Annotated in this window: 13 protein-coding genes and 1 tRNA gene; 3 read left to right on the forward strand and 11 right to left on the reverse strand. The window is 39.4% G+C overall.

Features of this window, described 5'->3' with window-relative positions; translation table 11 throughout:
• Window positions 1-22: 22 nt before the first annotated feature.
• On the reverse strand, window positions 23-1,057 hold the full coding sequence (gene tsaD, locus FRX97_RS11270) for a tRNA (adenosine(37)-N6)-threonylcarbamoyltransferase complex transferase subunit TsaD (protein ID WP_147015322.1): 1,035 nt from the start codon (window positions 1,055-1,057) through the stop codon (window positions 23-25).
• A gap of 55 nt (window positions 1,058-1,112) precedes the next feature.
• On the opposite strand from tsaD, the gene FRX97_RS11275 reads away from it, so the two are divergent.
• The gene (locus FRX97_RS11275; RefSeq protein WP_147015323.1) at window positions 1,113-5,459 is read left to right on the forward strand and encodes a translocation/assembly module TamB domain-containing protein; all 4,347 of its coding nucleotides are present in this window, start codon (window positions 1,113-1,115) and stop codon (window positions 5,457-5,459) included.
• Between the two features lie 297 nt (window positions 5,460-5,756).
• Here FRX97_RS11275 and FRX97_RS11280 read toward each other — a convergent pair whose 3' ends face one another.
• The 7 genes from FRX97_RS11280 to FRX97_RS11310 all read right to left on the reverse strand — a co-directional run bounded on the left by FRX97_RS11280 (window position 5,757) and on the right by FRX97_RS11310 (window position 12,458).
• Complete coding sequence (locus tag FRX97_RS11280) at window positions 5,757-6,977, reverse strand: bifunctional 3,4-dihydroxy-2-butanone-4-phosphate synthase/GTP cyclohydrolase II (RefSeq protein WP_147015324.1); 1,221 nt, start codon at window positions 6,975-6,977, stop codon at window positions 5,757-5,759.
• A 66-nt stretch (window positions 6,978-7,043) separates the two neighbouring features.
• On the reverse strand, window positions 7,044-8,258 hold the full coding sequence (locus FRX97_RS11285) for a glycosyltransferase family 4 protein (RefSeq protein ID WP_147015325.1): 1,215 nt from the start codon (window positions 8,256-8,258) through the stop codon (window positions 7,044-7,046).
• Window positions 8,255-9,673 (reverse strand): LptF/LptG family permease, encoded by a 1,419-nt coding sequence (locus FRX97_RS11290; protein WP_170227123.1) that lies wholly within the window; start codon window positions 9,671-9,673, stop codon window positions 8,255-8,257. The genes FRX97_RS11285 and FRX97_RS11290 overlap by 4 nt, the downstream gene beginning before the upstream one ends.
• Before the next feature lie 15 nt (window positions 9,674-9,688).
• Window positions 9,689-10,375, reverse strand: coding sequence for a hypothetical protein (locus FRX97_RS11295; protein WP_147015327.1), 687 nt, complete (start codon window positions 10,373-10,375; stop codon window positions 9,689-9,691).
• Window positions 10,372-10,863, reverse strand: a complete 492-nt coding sequence (gene purE / locus FRX97_RS11300; RefSeq protein ID WP_147015328.1) for a 5-(carboxyamino)imidazole ribonucleotide mutase — start codon at window positions 10,861-10,863, stop codon at window positions 10,372-10,374. Before purE ends, FRX97_RS11295 begins: the two co-directional genes overlap by 4 nt.
• Before the next feature lie 3 nt (window positions 10,864-10,866).
• Window positions 10,867-12,030, reverse strand: coding sequence for a 5-(carboxyamino)imidazole ribonucleotide synthase (locus tag FRX97_RS11305; protein ID WP_147015329.1), 1,164 nt, complete (start codon window positions 12,028-12,030; stop codon window positions 10,867-10,869).
• 53 nt (window positions 12,031-12,083) lie between these two features.
• Window positions 12,084-12,458: an START-like domain-containing protein gene (locus FRX97_RS11310; protein WP_147015330.1), complete on the reverse strand. Its 375-nt coding sequence runs from the start codon at window positions 12,456-12,458 to the stop codon at window positions 12,084-12,086.
• Window positions 12,459-12,584: 126 nt separating this feature from the next.
• On the opposite strand from FRX97_RS11310, the gene FRX97_RS11315 reads away from it, so the two are divergent.
• Both FRX97_RS11315 and FRX97_RS11320 read left to right on the forward strand, forming a co-directional pair.
• Window positions 12,585-12,658: transfer RNA gene (locus tag FRX97_RS11315), tRNA-Met, on the forward strand.
• A gap of 97 nt (window positions 12,659-12,755) precedes the next feature.
• On the forward strand, window positions 12,756-13,676 hold the full coding sequence (locus tag FRX97_RS11320; RefSeq protein WP_147015331.1) for a tyrosine-type recombinase/integrase: 921 nt from the start codon (window positions 12,756-12,758) through the stop codon (window positions 13,674-13,676).
• A 475-nt stretch (window positions 13,677-14,151) separates the two neighbouring features.
• On the opposite strand, the gene FRX97_RS11325 is transcribed toward FRX97_RS11320, so the two are convergent.
• From FRX97_RS11325 to FRX97_RS11335, 3 genes are all read right to left on the reverse strand, one after another.
• Window positions 14,152-14,973 (reverse strand): hypothetical protein, encoded by an 822-nt coding sequence (locus tag FRX97_RS11325; protein WP_147015332.1) that lies wholly within the window; start codon window positions 14,971-14,973, stop codon window positions 14,152-14,154.
• A gap of 326 nt (window positions 14,974-15,299) precedes the next feature.
• A complete protein-coding gene (locus FRX97_RS11330) occupies window positions 15,300-15,905 on the reverse strand; it encodes a hypothetical protein (RefSeq protein ID WP_147015333.1) in 606 nt (201 codons plus the stop codon).
• Between the two features lie 157 nt (window positions 15,906-16,062).
• The gene (locus tag FRX97_RS11335) at window positions 16,063-16,695 is read right to left on the reverse strand and encodes a hypothetical protein (RefSeq protein ID WP_147015334.1); all 633 of its coding nucleotides are present in this window, start codon (window positions 16,693-16,695) and stop codon (window positions 16,063-16,065) included.
• Window positions 16,696-17,094 lie beyond the last annotated feature (399 nt).

A 17,094-nucleotide genomic window follows, 5' to 3' on the forward strand; every position in this document is an offset into this window, starting at 1 on the left:
AAAATTTGACTTTTAACGCAGATTATTTTTGCAATGCCATCCTGTTTTTAGGGGTAACTGCCTGGTTACTAAAGATTTTATTTTGGTACTTAAAATAACCGGCCATCGCAATCATAGCACCGTTGTCTGTGCAAAATTGAAATTCAGGAATATATAATTCCATACCATTTTCCTCGGCCAAAGATTTAAGTGCATTTCTCAAATAGGAATTGGCCGAGACACCTCCGGCAATTGCCAAACGGTTGATGTTTTCGGCCTTTAAAACTGCCTTTACCTTGTCTAGCAAATAATCTACAATAACGTGCTGGTATGATGCGCAAATGTCGTTGATATGCTCTTGAATAAAGTTTGGATTTTGCTTCATACCGTCCTCCAAGAAATAAAGAAGGGCAGTTTTTAATCCACTAAAGCTGTAGTTATATCCAGGTACCGAGGGTTTGGTAAATTCATATTTTAAGGGGTTACCTTCTCTTGCTTGCTTGTCGATATGCGGACCACCTGGGTAGGGTAGGCCCATTAACTTGGCCCCCTTGTCAAAAGCTTCACCTGCAGCATCATCTAACGTTTCCCCTAATATTTCAAAACTAAGAGGACTATTCACTTTAACAATTTGAGTATGTCCCCCAGAAACCGTTAAACATATAAATGGACACTCCGGGATAGATCTACCCTCCATCTCTATGAAATGGGCAAGAATGTGAGCCTCCATGTGGTTTACCTCGATAAGAGGGATATCCAGACCTAGCGCCAATGATTTTGCAAAAGAGACACCTACCAGAAGGGCTCCCATTAATCCAGGTCCTCTTGTAAAAGCAATTGCCGATAACTCTTCTTTGTTAATGCCAGCTTTCTTTAAAGCCTCATCAACCACTGGAACAATGTTTTTCATATGTGCTCTGCTCGCTAGCTCCGGAACTACCCCTCCGTAGTTGGCATGCACCTCCTGAGTACATATAACATTGCTCAACATTTTGTTTCCTCGCAAAACTGCAACCGAAGTTTCGTCGCACGAAGATTCTATTCCTAATATGTAAACCTTGTCTTTATTCGTTATCATTACATTTGCAAAGAATTTAAAGGCCATAAAACAACTCAAAAAAATAGGAATCGCTTTGGCGGTATTAATCAGTTTACTGATTACACTGGCCTTTCTTCTGTTTTATGTAGATCGCTTTCAAACTTTCACTGCAAATTTAGCAGCAAATTACCTTAAGAAAGAAACGGGAATAGATATTAATATTAGGTCTTTAACGGTTCGTTTCCCAAATACCATAAAACTTTCGGGATTAATGGTAAAAGACCTCAGGGGCGACACGCTATTGTACTCTGATTTTGTTAGTACTTCCTATCGATCATTTATTTCTTTGGAGAACGAATTGGTGTTAGGGAATTCGGAGTTAAATAATTTCCTTTTTAGAATACATACACCCGAAAATGATAGTCTAACGAATTTAGATCGTGTTTTAGAGAAGATCGAAGGCGGCGAAAGTTCGGATTCTACAAGCTTTAAAATGCTAATAGATGGTGTTCAATTAATGGGGGGGAAGTTTTATCTGACTGGCGCCAGAGACACTTTAATTGATGATATAGATTATTCTAACCTGCACGTTAAGGAAATAAATGCCGCGATTAGTGAGTTTGGATTGTGGGGTGACTCGCTTCGTTTGAATATCGATACCCTTCATGCTATTGAACCTCAAGGCCTTTATCTAGAGCGATATCAAGGGGTTTACGCCTACACCAACCACGCAATGTATTTCGAAGATTTTACCCTTAGATCTAAATCTTCATTAATTCAGGGAGATCTCAAGTTTAAATACAATAGTGCTGCCGATTTTTCAGACTTTAATAATAAAGTTGTTTTGGAGGGGAGTCTGAAACCCTCTACGGTAATACCATCTGATCTGACGGTGTTTGTACCCTCCTTTAAAAAGTTATATAATCAATTTACCATTTCTGGAAACATAAAAGGGCCTATTTCAGAGCTTACCGGAGACGACATGAAATTTTCCTGGGGGCAAAAATCTGTGTTTAAAGGTAAATTCTATACTTACGGTTTGCCGGATATTGAACAAACCTATATCGATTTCGAAATCGATCAGATTGTAACCGATTACAGAGACTTGAAATCCGTTTCAATATTGGTAAATGAAAAGGGAAGTATCATTCCAGAAAACATAGCATCCCTGGGTAAAATTGAATTTGGAGGATCTTTTAGCGGATTTATTCACGATTTTGTGGCTTACGGAAGGCTACAATCAGAGATAGGAAACTTAGATTCAGATTTATCCCTAAATAGTGAATCAGAAATTGTTAAGTACAGCGGAGAATTAAGGTCAAAGGAATTTGATTTAGGGGCCTATTTCAACAATAAAACTCTAGGGAAATTAACAGCCCAGCTAACGGTTAATGGAGTAGGTCTTACCCAAGAAACACTGGATGCAAATGTAAAGGGGAGGGTAAAACAACTCACAGTAAAAGAATATAAATACCGCGACCTTCAACTTGACGGGAAGTTCCGAGATAGGCGCTTTAATGGAGAGTTTAACTCCCTGGATCCCAATCTTAATATCAATTTTAAAGGGTTGGTGGATTTTAGAAAAAAGCTTCCGCTCTACGACTTTACAGCGGATCTATACCAGGTTAATTTATCGGCCTTAAATTGGCTTAGCGATACCATAGAGGGCGCATTTACGGGTAGGGTGGATATTAATGCCAAGGGAAATGAATTTTCCAATTTTACTGGAACCGCAAAGGCCAGAAATATCTCCTACTGTAATAAGTACAAAGAGTTTTACCTAGGAAATATTGAGTTATACACCAGAAATGTACCTCAACGAGAGATAAACATTAGCTCAACGGTTGGTTCTCTTAAACTTGTTGGCGAGGTGTACCCAGAAACTTTGGTAGATGACTTAAATGAAACACTAGCGGATATAAGCGCCATATATTTTACCGAACCTAAACGAAAGCAACGGACAGGACCTAGTCAGGATTTTACCATTGAATGCTATTTAACCAATGCAGAACTGCTCTCTGGTGTACTTAATCGAGACTTTAATTTCGAAGGTAATTTTCAGCTGCTGGGATACTACCGTAGCTATGGGAATAAAGTTGGATTTAATGCGGTTTGCCAAAATATATCCTACGGCGAAAATGTGTTTCAAAAGCTTATCACCGAAGGTTCTAAAAATGGTCCTGTAACAGATTTATGGGTCAATTCAGAAGATGTGCAACTGGGGCCTAAAGTGGCTTTAGGTGAATTGGATTTCTCTCTAAAAGGAGTTTCAGACAACTTTCAAGCTTCTCTTACCTGGGATAATCCAGGTGTAACCAATGCCCAGTTAAGTGGCTTGATTGAAATTGAGGGTAAAAATAAGGGGAGGGTAGACTGGTTACCCTCTTCGGCTGTTATTCGTAATGAGCAATGGACTTTAGGTAGTCAGATTCGCACCTATTGGGATAGTACTGGTTTGTACTTCAATAACTTAGCTTTTTTAAATAATACCCAGGAGTTGAATTTTACTGGTGTGTTTGCCTCCAAATTAGAAAGGTCGAGTTTCAACTTGGATCTTAAGAATTTTGAGCTCAGTAATTTCAATCTATTTGGCGACGATATTCCCGAATTTAAAGGGGTCGCCAACGGTAATTTCCAATTCGATAAAAAGCAAGATTCGCTTGTTCTGGTCTCCGACCTAACTATCGATAGGTTGTGGATGAATGGAAAGGATGTTGGAAACATTAAGGTTAAAACGACTCAGAAAGACGACCTAGGCCAAGTGGGATTTGATGGGGCCATAAATCAAACTGGGGGTGGTGCAGCCAGGTTTTACGGTTATTACTACACAGATTTAGAGGCACCCCTTAATTTAAATGTAGACTTCAATAAGTTTGATCTAGCTTTTTTGAACAATCAATTTACCGAAGATGTAACGCGGATAAGAGGAAAGGCATTTGGTAACTTAAAAATAGAGGGTAGTCTAGACCATCCTGAAATTGCAGGGAAAATGATGATTAAAAATGGATATGCGTTTATCCCGTACCTGCAATGTGGTTATGGTTTCACTGATGAAATTGTTGTAAAACCCGATTATATAGGGGTGAATTATATTACCGTTAAGGACGACAATAACAGAACCGCAAAGTTAACCGGTACGGTATTCCACGATAATTTTACCAATTGGAACTACGATTTCTTTGCCGATCTAAAAAATAACCTTGCGCTTAATACGCAGCGTTTCGATAATTCTACCTTTTTTGGAAAGGCACTCGTTACCGGTACAATTGGTATTTCCGGGTATGCTGCTAATACAGCGATTGAGGTGTCGGTTAGTCCAGAAAAAGGTACCGTTATAAATATTCCTCTCGACGAAGCGGAAGAGTTAGAAGACTTGGAATATGTTGAGTTTGTTTCCCCAGAGGACGAAAGGGATGAAGATAAGGCAGTGGATTTATCTGGATTAAGTCTGAATTTTAAGTTGGATGTAAATCCAAATGCTCAGGTTAACCTGATTTTTGATGAAACGGTTGGTGATGTGATTTCTGCAACGGGAAGTGGAAATATCACCATGGATATCGATGCGCAAAGTAATTTCGAAATGTATGGAACCTATATGGTGTCGGACGGAGATTACCTATTTACGCTGGAAAATTTGATTAATAAGAAATTTAATATTCAACAGGGAAGTACCATAAACTGGTATGGAGATCCTTATGAGGCAATATTGGATTTAAAAGCCGAATACGTGGTTCGAGCACCCTTGTATGATATTATGCCCACACCCGACGAAAGGTTTAAACGTCGTGAACCTGTTGTTCTGCAAATGAAACTTACAGATAGGCTAGTAAACCCCAATATCGAGTTCGATATTTTGCTTCCAAATGCGGATGATTTCGTTCGTGGTCAGGTGAAATCTGTGGTGAATAACGAGCAGGAAATGAACCGACAGGTGTTTTCCCTTTTGATGCTAAACCGTTTTGTAAAACCATTAAATGCGGTAGCAGGATCTGAAACGTCTCGTTTGGGATCTGATATTGGAACACCAACATCAGAGCTTTTATCAAACCAGTTGAGCAATATATTTTCAAAAATCTCCTCCGATTTTAATATGGGGGTAAATATTCGACCTGGAGATCAGGTAACCAGCAGGGAAGTGGCTGTTAGTTTGTCAACCCAGGTTTTAAATGAGCGTATGACCATTAGCAGTAACCTTGGGGTAACCGATAAAACAACGAGTAATCCCAACGGGTTGATAGGTGATTTCTCGGCCGAGTATGCGCTAACTAAGGATGGTAAAGTTCGCTTAAAAGCCTTTAACGAAACTGCCGATAATACCTATGCCGGTAGTAACTTGTTTCCTTTTATTCAAGGAGTTGGTGTGGCCTACAGTACAGAATTCGATAACCTAAAAGAGGTGTGGTCCAAGTTCAAATTCAGATTGAAAAGAAAAAACAAATGATTTTTGGTTACAAAAGGCGCTGATTTTAAGGGGGAGTGGTTAGTGGTTAGTGGTCAATGGTCAATAGTTGAATAGTCAGTAGTTGAATAGTCAATTGTTGAATGGTCAATTGTTGAATAGTCAGTAGTTGAATGGTTAGTAGTTCTCAATGGTCCTATTAGCCAGCATAAATTAATAATTGAATTTGTTATTTCGAAGGTGGATCCCATCGATCAAAATTTCCGGTTATCTGGTATACTGGTGAATAATCAACGCTAATCAGGGTACAACCCCTAACGCTTAACTCCTGACTTCTAACTACTTATTCCCCAACTTTAGAGAATGGCCCATTTTTTCTCTTTTGGTTTCTAGGTAAAAACGGTTGTGCTCATTGGCTTCAACCTCAAGAGCTACATTTTCTACAATTTCCAGTCCGTAACCTACTAAACCAATTCTTTTGGTTGGGTTGTTGCTCATTAGCCTCATTTTCTGAACCCCCATATCACGGATAATTTGTGCACCAATTCCGTAATCGCGCTGATCCATTTTAAAGCCCAGCTTTAAATTGGCTTCTACGGTATCTAATCCCTCTTCTTGAAGCTTGTAGGCTTTTAATTTATTGAGCAACCCAATTCCACGGCCTTCTTGGTTCATATAAACAATAAGTCCCTTGCCTTCTTTTTCTACCATTTCCATGGATTTTTGCAGTTGTTTACCACAATCGCAGCGGCAAGAGCCAAAAATATCTCCGGTTACACAAGAGGAGTGAACGCGTACCAATACCTTTTCGTCTTTAGTCCATTCGCCTTTATGCAGTGCTAAATGTTCTTGACCGTTGGTAGTTTGCTTGTAGGCAGTTAAATTAAAATCCCCCCATTCGGTTGGCATTTTAATGGTTACCTGTCTTTCGATTAGCGATTCTTTGGCCAATCTGTATGTAATGAGGTCTTCGATAGAAACAAGTTTCATATCAAACTTGTCCGCAATAGTTCTTAATTCTGGTAATCGAGCCATGCTACCGTCTTCATTCATTATTTCAACGATAACTCCAGCTGGCTTAAGTCCAGCTAACCTTGCAAAGTCTATTGCCGCTTCCGTATGTCCAGCTCTCCTTAAAACCCCTCCTTTTTTGGCTCTTAGCGGGAAAATGTGACCCGGTTTTCCAAGCTGACTTGGTTTAGTTTCTGGATCAATTAATGCTTGTACTGTTTTAGCTCTATCTGAAGCCGAAATTCCAGTGCTGGTATCGTCGGCAATTAAATCAACAGAAACGGTAAATGGAGTTTCGTATGCTGCGTTGTTGCTTTGTACCATCAGGTCTAAACCCAATTCGTCGCAACGGTCCTCAACAAGAGGCGCACAAATAAGTCCTCTACCGTGTTTAGCCATGAAATTGATTACCTCTGGGGTAACAAATTCTGCGGCAACTAAAAAATCGCCTTCATTTTCTCTATCCTCATCATCAACAACAATGATAATTTTTCCGGCTTTTATATCTGCTAATGCATCTTCGATGCTATCAAGTTTAATATTACTCATGGTAAATTTTATTGAATCTAAAAACCAGCTTTATACGAATTGGTTTCCAAACTTTTACAAAGGTAGTTAGCTTACGGTGGTTTTCCTTGTTAAATCGATACAAAAGCTTTCGTAGCGTTCTCGCAAAACAGATTTGTTGAAATTTCGCTGAACGAAACTGCGCGCATTAATTCCAACTTCCCTCACTTTTTCTCTATCGGTTAACAGTTTATTCAGGATGTCAACAAATTCATTGGCAGAATTGGCAATAAATATCTCTTCGCCATCATTAGCGTGTATACCTTCAGCACCAATACTTGTGGAAACCACAGTTTTCCCCATGGCCATGCCCTCTAGAATTTTAATTCTGATACCTCCACCCGTATGCAGGGGAACCACCATGATGTCGTTACTGAGCATAAAATCTGTAGCGGACTCCACTTCTCCCTCAAGGAAAACTCGAGATCCGTACCCCTTAAACTCCTCAATGTTCATAGCTCTTCCACCTAAATGCAGTTCCGCTTGGGGTTGATTTATGGACAGATCGGGCCAAACCTGCTTGAGGAACCAGTGAATTCCATCGATATTCGGCTGCCAATCCATGGCGCCCAGATGAAATAATTTTGGAATTTTATTCACCTCGGTATCGAAGGGGTAATCGTCGATTTCTATTCCAAATGGGATACAAGAAACGGGTCGCTTGGTCTTTAAATTTTTATATCGTTTTTCATCCGCAGTAGAAATGGCAATAACTCCATCCAAGGAGTCCATTATTTCTAATTCATAGTTTTTTAGCCTGCTGGCCAAAAACTTCAAATACCATCGCTTAAATCTAACATCTTCTCTTGCAGCGATTTGCTCCCAAATAGAATGCTCGAAATTATGCGATCGTAAAAGCACTTTTGCCTGTGAGTTCCTGCGAATGGTGGAAATATAGGGCGTCATAAAAAGACTTTCTAACTGCACTATATCATATTCTGCACCCAGAAGGGTTTCCTCCAGTAAGGCATCGAAATCTACTGAGTAAAACCTGGATATATTGTAAGAATCCATGGTAATAAAGCTGGAGAATGCATCGATGAAATTGATTTCAGTCTTCACATAAACCGCTTCGATATCGGTTTTTTCTCTAAAATCAGCAGGAATTTCTTCGGGAACAAAGGGGTGTTTATGGGTAGCTAGACTTAGAATTTTTAATTCGTGTCCGCCTTCCAAAATGATATCAGAAAAGTTCTTTATTGCAATGCAACCGCCATCAACAGCAGGGTAGGGTGGTTTGACGGTTAACTGTAATATCCTCATTTAACTGTTTTCTTTATTAGGGGGATTTTGGACAGTAGTTTCTGGTAACTAGCCGCATCGAAAAGTGCCGAATCTTGGTTGGCTTTTATCGTCACAAAGATTGCGATGGGCACCAATACAAAGTAACTTAGAAACATTCCTGTATGCACAGAAACTACGTTTGCAATGGCCATTTTTTCTCCACTCATAGATAAGACGTGGAATACCAAGAAAAAGATGACTGCAAACACCACTGGCATTCCCATTCCACCTTTTTTTATAATGGCTCCCAATGGTCCACCAATGAAGAACAAAATAATACATGCAAGAGAAAGCGATACTTTTCTCGTTTTTTCAACGCGGTACCGGTTTATTGTTTTTTGTCTTGTTTCATCTTCGTAATCAGTTCGCTGCGCGTAGGCTTTTGCATTTCTGATTTGGTTTTGAGCCATGATAATGATGTTGTTAACATCACTATCGTACAAATGACCAAAGGTAGCAGGACTAGTAGGTTCCTTTAAAACGGCACTATCTGCGGTTAAACAAATAGAGCGCTCAAGATACCCAAGGTAACTTTCAATTTTTCGCTCCTTAACTTGGTCTAAGGAGTCAGCAACATGCTCTAGCTGCCTGTAATTAAGCATTTGATAACCTTGCTTGAACAGATTTTCATCGGATCTGGTAAGGTTAAATCCACTTAGGTCAAAGGAGATAATTTGTTTTTTGAAATTATTTCGAACGTGTGGGAAATTACTAACCATCCTCGGGTTTTTAGCTACTTCCTCATAACTATCGCCATTGTAGAGGGTAAGCAGTAATAGCTGACCATTTGCCGATTTACTCATAAAGCCGTATTCCGCTCTAATAACATAGGTATTCCCCTTGTTTTCTTCTCTGTGGTCGTAAATCAGTACATCATTTAATTGCCCTGTTTCGTTATCCTTAGATTTAACTCGAATACTATAGCCTTCAATTCCGTTATAAAATATGTTGTCCTTGAGCTCTAAGGCAGGCTTTTGCTCTGTAACATCCCACAATAAGGTCTTAAATTTTAGGTTGGCTACTGGCGATGCATAATTCGAAAATAGAAATGCGCTAAGCGTTAGTATACACACCAGAATAAGCATGGGACGCATAATTCTAAATAGCGATAACCCAGATGACTTAAGTGCAACCAACTCATATTTCTCAGCCATGTTCCCAAAGGTCATAATGGAAGCCAAAAGTATTCCTAAGGGTAGGGCAAGGGTTACCAGGTTTGCAGTGGCATAGAGTAATAGTTCTGCTACCACGGTAAATTCCAGTCCTTTCCCCATTAAATCGTCTATGTATTTCCACACAAACTGCATCACCAAAATGAACAGGGTAAGGAAAAAGGTGGCAAGAAATGGTCCAAAAAACGCCCTAAATGTCAGTATGCTTAGTTTATTGAACAAGGTGCTTGTTTGGATTTATTGATATTTTACCAAAATGGGTTGAAGATCTTCTTCAACTGGGTGGATATAGCTCATTGCTTTAATGCTAAGCAATTCTTGTTTCGCGTTAAACCTCAACTTTATAGGTTGCACAATTTGACGAAGAATGAAGTTGTCAGCAACAATTTCAATAGCGTAATCCCCAGACTTTTCAATTTTTCCCTTTGCAATAAAGCTGTAGTAGTCTAGTCGTCTTGGGACAATAATTTTAATTTCAGGTTCTTCTCCAGCTGTAATTGCCTTCAAATTATTCTGAGTCCAAGCAACTAAATACTCATCGAAAACCACAGTTCCGTCAATTTCGAGTGTACTTTCTTTTTTCTTATCCCCTGAAGTGGTGAAAACTGAGTATTTGGTTGAACTTAATTTTGTAATTCCCTCGCTGTACCCTTTTTGCTGATTGGTATACTTGTAATTTTTGGGGCCATTGGCGTCCCATGAAATTTCCTTTACCCCGAAAACGCGTTCTCCCGATTTATAAATCGCATTTACGGTTATAGTTTGGTCTTTGAAAGATTTGGACAGTTCTTCTCTGTATACGATAGAGTTCTCCACAACATGCGTAGCCACGCCAATTCGCTCCACGGTTTTTTTGTTTGGATTATCCTTTGGCGAAAAGCCTAATAATACTGCGAACCCAACTATAAGTAAGGGGTTTATCATGGATGGTAGTTCGTTTTTACCTTTTCTGATTTCTTTTCAACGGAAGATTTCAGCCCTTTCTTGTATTCGATAATTCTTTTTTGCAATTCCTGGTCTCCAGCCGATACAATTTGGGCGGCCAATATACCCGCGTTTTTTGCGCCATTAAGAGCTACCGTTGCAACGGGTACCCCACCAGGCATTTGTAGGATGCTTAAAACCGAATCCCATCCGTCTATAGAATTCGAAGATTTAACGGGAACACCAATAACGGGTAGGGGACTTAAACTAGCCACCATGCCTGGTAGGTGCGCTGCACCACCAGCACCAGCAACAATCACCTTTAAACCTCTTTCGTGCGCTTTTGAAGCATAATCGTACATTTTTTCAGGTGTTCGGTGCGCAGAAACAACATCTATTTCGTAGGGAACTTTAAGTTCTTCCAGCATTTCACATGCTGCCTTCATTACCGGAAGGTCACTATCGCTTCCCATTATAATTCCTACCATCGCTTATTTTTTAGCTACTACTTTAATTTTTTCTTTCACTTCTCTTCCAAGTGCTATTGCTTGTTCTCTTGTTTCGGCAACGCAACTTACATGTCCCATTTTACGGAACGGAGAAACTTCTTTTTTCCCATAAAGGTGTGGGTATACCCCAGGAAGCTCCATGATTTCGTCTAATCCTTCGTATAAAACGGGTCCTTTTTCTCCATCGGCCCCTAATAAATTAACCATAACCGAAGGTTTTTTTATTGCTGTATTTCCTAGGGGTGCGTTTAATATAGATCTAAGGTGCTGCTCAAATTGAGAGGTTAAATTTCCTTCTATACTATGGTGACCACTATTATGAGGTCTTGGAGCAACTTCGTTTATCCAAATACTTCCATCTTTATTCAGGAATAATTCCACCGCTAATAATCCGCGCATGTTCATTTCCTTGTATAAATGGACAGCAATTTCCTGCGCTTCTTTGGCCGTTTCGGCGTCAATATCAGCAGGGGAGGATAAAAATTCAACTAAGTTGGCCTTCGGGTCGAAAAGCATTTCTACCGGAGGAAAGCAGGTAATTTCGTTATTGTGATCGCTTCCCGCTACAATTACAGCAAGCTCCTTGTCAATATTTGCAATCTGTTCAATTAAGCAAGGTCCTTGGAGTAACTCGGTTAACTCCCGGGTGTCCTTAACGATTTGCACTCCTTTACCATCATATCCACCGGTTCTTAGTTTTTGAACAAAAGGAGGTGCTATTTCTCCTCTATTTATATCGCCTATTATTTCTTTGGTGGAAGGGTATAGTTTGAATGGAGCGGTGGGAAGTCCTTTCTCGGCGTAAAATTCCTTTTGATTACCCTTGTCCCTGATTAAATCTAATACATCAGGATCGGGATGTACCACTTTGCCTTGCTTTTTCAGTGTTCGCAGTGCATCGGTATTAACATCTTCAATTTCAACGGTAATTAAATCGCAGTACTTTCCAAATTCTACCACCGCATTGTAATCCCTAAAATCGCCGCATTGAAACTGATGGGCATATTTTGAAGCGGGGGCTTCGGGGTTGGGATCTAGAATATGAATATTGAGGTCGAAGCTAATGGCAGATTGAATTAACATTCTTCCTAACTGACCACCACCAAGTATTCCAACTGTATAATTCGAAGAGACAAAATTTTGCATAAAAAAAAAGGCACCTGATTTAGGTGCCCAAAAATACATTGTTTTCGCTAAAGCTATACCCCAAGTCGATGGGTAAGTTCTCCAATTTGACTTTCCCAAAGCTCTTTGGTCTCTTCAATGTCGTCTTCATCGGCGAAATCGGTAACAATTACCGCAACTTCATTGGTCATTGGATCAACTTTAATTCGCATTTCTAGGTAGGTATCTTCATCATCGTGATCCAGCCAATGAAAGCGAATGTATTCGCCTTTCTTTTTCTTTAATAATCTAGCTTCCTCTTCACTTCCATCCCACATAAAAGTGTAGATGTCATCTTTAATATTTACATCATCGGCAAACCACTCTGAAAGTCCCGATGGGGTAGAAAGCATATCGTAAAGGACCGAGGTGGAGCTTCGGACCATAAATTCCATTTCTATTTTCTCCATAGACAGATTCTCTAATGCGGCTAAATATATTAAAATAAATAGCTTTTCACAGTATAAGAAGCGAGAAAAAAGAAAAAATATTTTTTGGTAGGTACGAAAAAAGTGTACCTTTGCGCCTCGAAAAATGGCGAGGTAGCTCAGCTGGTTAGAGCGCAGGATTCATAATCCTGAGGTCGAGAGTTCAAGTCTCTCTCTCGCTACTGTCAAAATGCTGAAACCCAACTCCCAAAAAGGTTTCAGCATTTTTTACCCTTCATTTGCGACAAAAAAACGGCCCGTTGCGACAAACTGCGACAAATGGCCCATTTCAAGCTCTACAAAATAGCTAAAATCTACGATGCAAAAGGCGACCTTTCACAACGCTGGTTTGCATATTTCTACACTTACGATTCAAAACTCAATAAGCTAGTTCGCAAACGCGAATACGTTCCAAACTCCTTAAATGCCGAGGAACGGTATGCTGCTTTGGCTAAATTGGTTAAAAGCATAAACAAGCTTTTGAAAGAAGGTAAGATCATTAACCAGGCACCAAAACAAAAGGCAAAAAAAGAGATTGTAATAGAATCCCTTGAATTGGCCCTGGAGCGAAAAAAAAACTATTGCACTCATAGGGGTTATTTGTCTTTTAGAAATGCCCTGCAGCACCTTAAAGGATGGCTTAAACGAAATGCGTTTGAAAAGATCTATACAACCCAATTTACCAAATCGCATGCAATACAATATTTGAGAGGAACCCACCAAAAAAGGGGATGGAGCGCCAAGACTTACAACCTTCAATTAGGTTTCATCAAAACCTTATTTGAAGATGCTATCGAGAGAGATGTTATAAAGGACAATCCATTTGCAAGGCTGAAATCATTACCAATGCAACAAAGCGAAATTATTCTCTGGAATGATTATCAAAAAAGAACATTAGCCAACTGGGTGAAAGAGAATGATCCTCAGTTGTTTATCGTTGTGCTCCTAGTTTATCATTGCTTTATTCGACCACAAGAAATTGTGCGACTCACTATTGGGGATTTTGACCTTGGATCCGACATTATTTACATAAAAGGATCTCAGGCTAAAGACCGAAAATCTAAATCCGTTACCCTTAGTACACAGTTGATTGAATTACTTACACCGATATTAAGGGCTTATCCTAAAGACTATCTACTAATTAGCCGAGATCTTAAACCAGGGAAGAAGCAAATTGCAATTACTAGGATAAACACATGATTCAACAAAGCTAAGGCCGCTTGTGAATTGCCAGATCGATTGAAGTTGTATTCATTAAAACCTACTGGAAATTCAGAACTCTTGGCCAAGGGTGTTAGTCTTGAATTACTAAAGGAACAGAATCGGCATCATTCTGTAAGTCAAACAGAAATCTATGCAAAGCGAATTCAAAATATGGCTATTGAACAATTCAAGGATGCGCCGTGGCTTTGATTATTACGAATTATCGACGCTAAATAATATAACCGAATATAACTGTGGTTAAAATAACTGATCACCCAGATGTAGTTATCAAAAGGTGATCAGTTTCGGTTGTATAGACAAGTTTACTTCTTCTTCAATAAGTATAGATTTGATACAATTGCGCCTACAAGAATTGCAATTCCTATGTATACTGCTTCAGAAATTGAAACCCAGTTTAATGCTAACATACCACACGGAATGCCAATTATCGTGATAACAAATATTAAAATTCTCATCCGAATAAATATCTTGCAATCCTCAATGCACCTCCTGTAGATGATGCAATAGCACCACCTAATCCAGCGGCTAAAACGGCCTTCCAGTTAATATCCCCGTCTGGTTGTACAAGAAGGGCTATTCCACCACTAAAGCCAGCTCCGATTAGGTCTGCAATTATCCAAGGAGCAACCTTGTAGTGATTTGAAATCTCTGAGCTGTTTACACTCCACCACTCATAAGATGATACACCGATATCCAACACAGATTGCAAGTATGCCAGCTCACCTTGATCTATTGTAATTCCAGTTATTTTCACTTCTTCTTGCATTAACTTAAGTGAATTATAAAGAGCATCATCAGGCAGGGTCCCATCTAGATTTTGTTTTGCTAGTTTTCCTATTTCAATCATTTTGGTTGCTAGCAAAGTTGAAATTTTAGAATCAGTAAGTAATTCTGAATAAAGTTTAAAATAACTTCCGGAATAATTATTGGTAAATGATCCTTCTCCATACACTGCTTGATCAATAAATTTTTGAAGATCCAGGTAATCCTTTGAATCATTCAATGAACTATTTACGTCATTTTGATCAGAAGCGCTAAGACTGCTTTGAGAAGAGTAAGATGTGTGAAAGTCAATTACATAATCTTTCTTGTCGCTAAATGAAGTAATGGTCGTATCCGCCTGGAAATTTAACAGGTTATCCATGTATTCATTGTGGACCACCCCGTAATTCACAGATTGAAGGGAGTTTGAGACTGTAGATCTCTCTAGGTCAACTTTTTTACATGCTTGAAAAGCAAACACGGTTGAAACAAAAAACAGAACTTTTTTCATGTTATAAAACTGGTTTTAGTTGTGGCTACAACGGTAAACAAAAAAAAACAACATTAAACTATATTTCGATTTCTGATTAAGTGAGTTGTTCATTTTTATAATTTCAATAATCTTCACGGTATTCTATATTTGAATCCTTTAAAAAGCAAATGTGTTTTAATGACTCAATGCAAGAAGTTTAATTTATAGGAATCTAATTATTTCTAATTGATTAAATCAGATCTACCGAGAATCATGAAAGCAATTTAAACCATAAAAAACCCATTCCTAGTTCCGTCCTATCGGTCGGGGCTTTTTGGGTTATTGGGAAAAGCGAAAAAAGTGGTTTAGAAAATATGCGCTGCAACATTTTTGAACAACAAAGAATGGTTGTCGGTTTGAATAGGGTGGATAGCTCGCGCGTAAAACTCATGAGCAAATGGATCGTCAGGAACAATGAGAAGTTCTTGGAAACACTCTAAAACACGCCTTTGGGGATTTACAAGATCCACGTTTAAAACCACTGAATACATAATACGCAAAAGCGATTGATTCGCAGTTTGCTTTTGCTCTCCAGTTACTCGGACAAGCCACTCGAAGTTTCTTTGTTGATCCGTGGTGGGATTATGGGTTATGGTGATAGGGCCGGCTCTGAATACAAAGGATCCATAATCTCCGGCATAGTCGTGGGCCTTTAAAACTCCAGTCATTCGAAATTCCACGGCTGAGAAAATGAACTCCTTTTTTAGAAGTGAAAGTTCAGCAATAAGGATCTCAGGATCATCCGGGTTTAACGATTGCTTGCCACGGTTAGTCAGAATGCCGTTTACCGACCTGGCGAGTCGTCTCGGATCAACTTCGTTGTCAACATCAAATTCAAAGTTGCCAAAGTCATTGTTGTACCTCAAAGCTGAGTTACCGTTCTGATTGATATTTCCGAGATAAACAGGCATTATAGTATCGTGAATGAACTGACAGGGTTAAAATAAAATACGTTGTTTCCCAAATTGGATCCAATAAACCTTTTCACTCTAGCTGGATCCGTTGGAGGGTTTTACTTGGCTTACCATTCAGATCTAAATACAAGGGCACGCTAGGCGTAACATTTAACTAGGTTTGAACAGCTGGATTAAATTTGAACATACCTTGAAACAACAAAACCCTGTTACCCATGGTTAAGCCAAGAAGGTTAGTACCGCGACCATTAACTTGATAGCTCTCGGCAAACCCCCATCCTGAGCCCGTTGTTTTATAAACAATGATCCCATGGCCAGAGCTTCCCACTGGACCTCCTACGTTCACATTAACATCCGCATAAACACCATGGAAGGAATATTCAGTAGCTGCATTTAGGCTGTAAGTTTCCTGCTCAGGAGCCAGCGTCTCCATGCTTTCGACAATAAGGAAGGTATGAGGATTTGCTAAAAGGGTTGTGGCTGCAAGATTGGATGTATGCAAAACTGAAATTTGATCTCCGGCATCCAGGTATATAACCGTTGAAACAAGGTTTGAAATGTTTCTGGACGGAGCTGCAAGTCCTTCACTCGTAGACTTCTCATCTTCGGCTATAATCACCCCGTTTTTGCGAAGGGCCAATCTGCTTGACCCAAGATGGCTATTTATTTTACAACCCGCTTTTAAAAGGTACTTGCCTGGAGTCTGAATTTCAAATACTTGTTGATTTGCTGAGGATGCAAAAACATCTCCCGAATCATACTCGAAAGAATCAAAAGAGAGCATCACAGATCCGCCGCCTGTCTGGGTTGTTGAGTGTGCCCGTTTTATTCCTTTAGCGTAAACACCAGAATCAGCGGTAACAAGTCTCTCTCTCGCTACTCCTAAAATCGCTAAATCTAAGTCTCTTTAGGTTTAGCGATTTTTTTTTGGCTCAAACTTTATCGTTTTATCACCTTGTTTATAAGAAAGCGCTCTATCCTCAATACGAGAAAGTAGAAGGTAATTTGCCCACAGCTTAAATAGAAAAGGGTGTTTTTATCCAAGTAAAAACCTTTTGCCGTGCCTGCGCACCACGAAATGACCAAAAGTGCCACAAAAGCAATAAGAAATTTCATTTCACAAAGATTCGGGGCTAAAATCCTACGGTTTTCTTCAATTTTTATTGATGGATATTAAAATCTACCC

This window comes from Luteibaculum oceani, from assembly GCF_007995015.1.
In the GTDB taxonomy this organism is placed as follows: Bacteria; Bacteroidota; Bacteroidia; order Flavobacteriales_D; family Luteibaculaceae; genus Luteibaculum; species Luteibaculum oceani.